The sequence below is a fragment of the Kitasatospora sp. NPDC057904 genome (assembly GCF_042887925.1).
In the GTDB taxonomy this organism is placed as follows: domain Bacteria; phylum Actinomycetota; class Actinomycetes; order Streptomycetales; family Streptomycetaceae; genus Kitasatospora.
The window spans coordinates 1-4250 of the sequence record NZ_JBHVOL010000062.1; the positions used below are offsets into that span (position 1 = coordinate 1).

General features: G+C 75.5%; 1 protein-coding gene. It reads right to left on the bottom strand.

The genetic code is table 11. The features are described 5' to 3' along the window. The coding region (locus tag ACFVSN_RS45025; RefSeq protein WP_387959299.1) for a type I polyketide synthase at positions 1 to 4250 on the bottom strand (4250 nt) is incomplete at both ends.

Below are 4250 nucleotides of genomic sequence, written 5' to 3' on the forward strand. Positions count from 1 at the left end.
CCGCGGTGGAGGGCGGGGTGGTCCTGGTCGTTGGCGAGGGCGTCGAGTGCTGCGAGGGCTTCGTCGCGGTCGGCCGCCACCACCGCCGCACGGTGCTCCAGTGACGCTCGGTCGCGTGCGAGCGCGCCGCCGATCGCTCCGGCCTGCCCCTCGGCCTGCCCCTCGGTCTCGCGCACGAAGGCCCCGAGTCGACGGGCCTGTTCGCGCAGGGCTGGTGCGGTGCGGGCGGAGAGCGGCCACAGCGCGGGCCCGGGGTCCTCCGTCGTCGTGGTCGCGCCGTCTTCGGTGTGGTCCTGTTCGAGGATGACGTGGGCGTTGGTGCCGCTGATGCCGAAGGAGGAGACGGCGGCGCGGCGGGGGTGGCCGTTGGGGGTCCATTCCCGTTCGTGGGTGAGGAGTTCGACGGTGCCGGTGGTCCAGTCGACGTGGGGGGTGGGTTCGTCGATGTGGAGGGTGCGGGGCAGGAGGCCGTGGTGCATGGCCTGGATCATTTTGATGATTCCGCCGACGCCGGCGGCGGCCTGGGTGTGGCCGATGTTGGATTTCAGGGAGCCGAGCAGGAGGGGGTATTCGGTGGGTCGGTCCTGTCCGTAGGTGGCGAGGATGGCCTGGGCTTCGATGGGGTCGCCGAGGCGGGTGCCGGTGCCGTGGGCCTCGACGGCGTCGATGTCGGCGGGGGTGAGTGCGGCCTGGTGGAGGGCCTGGCGGATGACGCGTTCCTGGGCTGTGCCGTTGGGGGCGGTGAGGCCGTTGGAGGCGCCGTCCTGGTTGATGGCGGAGCCGCGGACGAGGGCGAGGACGTGGTGGCCGTTGCGGCGGGCGTCGGAGAGGCGTTCGACGAGGAGGAGGCCGACGCCTTCGGACCAGCCGGTGCCGTCGGCCGCCGCGGCGAACGGCTTGCAGCGGCCGTCGGCGGACAGTCCGCGCTGCCGGCTGAACTCGACGAAGGTGTCCGGCCGCGACATGACCGTGACGCCGCCCACGAGTGCGAGGTCGCACTCGCCCTGCCGCAGGGACTGGGCGGCGAGGTGCAGGGCGACGAGCGAGGAGGAGCACGCGGTGTCGACGGTGACCGCCGGGCCCTCCAGCCCGAACGTGTAGGCGAGGCGGCCCGACACGACGCTGGAGGTGTTGCCGGTGAGCAGGTAGCCCTCCAACTCGGCCGGGGCCTTGGGCAGTCGCGAGCCGTAGTCGTTGTACATGACGCCGACGAAGACTCCGGACCGGCTGCCCCGGACGGTGCCCGGTTCGATCCCGGCCTGCTCGAAGGTCTCCCAGGCCGTTTCCAGCAGCAGCCGCTGCTGCGGGTCCATGCTGGTCGCCTCGCGCGGGCTGATCCCGAAGAACTCGGCGTCGAACTCGTCGGCTCCGTACAGGAATCCGCCCTTGTGGGTGTAGGACGTGCCGGGGTGGTCCGGGTCGGGGTCGTACAGGCCGGAGAGGTCCCAGCCGCGGTTGGTGGGGAAGTCGCCGATGGCGTCGGTGCCGGAGGCGACGAGCCGCCAGAGGTCCTCGGGGGAGGCGACGCCGCCCGGGTAGCGGCAGGCCATGCCGACGATCGCGATCGGGTCGTCGTCGACCACGGTGCGTGCCTGCGGGGCCGGGGCGGCGCGGTCCGCGAGACCGCCGGGCAGTAGCGAGAGCACGTGGGCGACGAGCGCGGCCGGCGTCGGGTGGTCGAAGACCAGGGTCGTGGACAGCCGCAGGCCGGTGGTGGTGGCCAGCCGGTTGCGCAGGTCCACGCCGGTGAGGGAGTCGAAGCCGAGGTCCTTGAAGGCACGGTCGGCGTCGATGGTCGCCGGAGAGGCGTGACCCAGCACGGTGGCGACCGTCGTCCGAACCAACTCGCCCACGGCGTCCGCCCGTTCCGGCGTGGGCAGGGAGGCGGTGCGCTCCGCCCAGGAGCCGGTGGAGCCGGCGGTGGCGGAGGCGCCGGCACCGGCCCGTCGGCGCGGAGGCCGCACCAGGCCGCGCAGCGGAGCCGGCAGCGGGCCGGCCGTGGACCTGGCGCGCAGCGCGGTGAGGTCGAGCCGGACCGGGACGAGTGCCGCGGCGGGTGAGCGCAGGGCCGCGTCCAGGAGCGCGAGGCCGTGCTCGGTGGTGAGCGCGGGGAGTCCCGAACGTGCCCAGCGCAGCAGGCCGGCCGTGCCGAGGGCGCCGGCCATCCCGTCCTGTTCCTCCCACAGGCCCCAGGCGAGCGAGGTGGCGGGCAGGCCGTGGGCGTGGCGGTGCTCGGCGAGGGCGTCCAGGTAGGCGTTGGCGGCGGCGTAGTTGGCCTGGCCCGCGGTACCGGTGACCCCGGTGACGGAGGAGAAGAGCACGAAGGCGGAGAGGTCCGCGGTCGTGGTGAGCTCGTGCAGGTTGAACGCGGCGTCGGCCTTGGGGCGCAGGACGGTGTCCAGCCGCTGCGGGGTGAGGTCGGTCAGCACGCCGTCGTCGAGCGCTCCGGCGAGGTGGAAGACCGCGCCCAGCGGGCGGTCCGCCGGGATCGTGTCCAGGACGTCGGCCAGGGCGTCCCGGTCGGCCGCGTCGCACGCCGCGAAGCGCACCTCCGCGCCGGATCCGGCCAGTTCGCGGAGGAGGTCCTGGGCGCCGGGCGCCCGTTCGCCGCGGCGGCTGAGGAGCAGCAGGTGCCGTGCCCCGTGCTGCCGCACGAGGTGACGGACGAGCACACGGCCCAGGGCGCCGGTTCCGCCGGTGACCAGCACGGTGCGTTCGGCGAGCCCGGCGGGTGCGGCGTCGCCCGGTGCGATGTCGGCGCGGGTGAGGAGGGGCGCGAACAACGTCCCGTCGCGCAGGGCCAGTTGGGGCTGGATCGAGGCGGCCGCGAGGGCGGGAAGGTCGGCGGCGCCCAGGTCGGCGGCGGCGTCGTCCAGGTCGATGACGGCGAAGCGGTCGGGGTGTTCGGTCTGGGCCGAGCGGAGGAGGCCCCAGGCGGCGGCGGACCAGGGGTCGGGAACGTCGTCCGTCGCGGTGGCGGCGACGGCGCCCCGGGTGAGCAGGAGGAGCCGGGAGCCGGCGAACCGGTCGTCGGCCAGCCAGGCGTGCGCCAGGTCCAGTGCGTGGGCCACGGCGGGCCGGCCGCTCGGCACGGTCGCCGCGACCACGTCGGGCACCGGGGCGGTCCCGTCGTCCCCGTCGGTCCCGCGGAGCGCGCCGAGGTCCCGGAGTTCGCGGGGTCCGTCGACGAGGGTCACCGACGGCCGCCCCGACGGGCCCGGCGTCGCCGTGGGCCGCCAGTCGATCCGGTGGAGGTCCCGCGTCCGGCCGTCGGGCTCGTCCAACTGCTCGCGCCGGACGGGGAGCAGGGCGAGCTCCTCGACGGTCAGGACCGGCTGCCCGGCCGGATCGGCGGCGCTGAGCGACCGGCCGGACCAGACGACCCGCAGCTCGGCGGCACCTGCCGCGTGCAGTTCCACGCCGGACCACGAGAAGGGCAGCGGCAGTCCGTCGGCGTCCTCCGCCTCGCCGGCCACCAGCGGGTGCAGTGCGGCGTCCAGGAGGGCCGGGTGCAGGGGGAAGCCGCCCGCGTCGCCCCGTACGTCCTCGGGCAGCGAGAGTTCGGCGAAGAGCTCGTCACCGCGCCGCCAGGCCGCCCGTACGGCCCGGAACGCCGGTCCGTACGCGTAGCCGAGTTCGGCCAGGCGCCCGTACAGCGTCACGGTGTCGAGGGCATCGGCGCCGGCCGGCGGCCAGGTCGTCGGCGCGGCGGCGGCCGGCCGCCCGGCCGGGGTCAGCAGCCCCACCGCGTGCCGGGTCCACTCGTCGGCGTCGCCGGGGCGCGAGTGGACGGCGAGCGTGCGGGCTCCGCTGTCCGGGTCGGCCGCGCCGACGGTCAGCTGGAGCACCAGCGGGCCGGTGGTGGGCAGGGCGAGCGGCGCCTCCAGGGTCAGCTCGTCCAGTCGGGGGGTGCCCGAACGCTCGCCCGCCGCCAGGGCGAGGTCGACGAACGCGGTGCCGGGCAGGATCGGGCGGCCGAGGATCTCGTGGTCGGCGAGCCAGGGGTGGGTGTCGAGCGACAGCTGGCCGGTGAACAGCAGGCCGCCGTCGGAGGCGAGTTCGACGGTCGCGCCGAGCAGCGGGTGGTCGGTGGCGCCGAGCCCGAGGCCCTCGGGACCGGCCGGCGGGGCGGTCGGCAGGAGCCAGAACTGCTCGCGTTGGAAGGGGTAGGTGGGGAGGTTGGGGTGGGTGTGGGTGGTGGTGGGTGGGGTGGGGGTGTGGCCGTGGGTGTGGGTGGTGGCGAGTGCGGT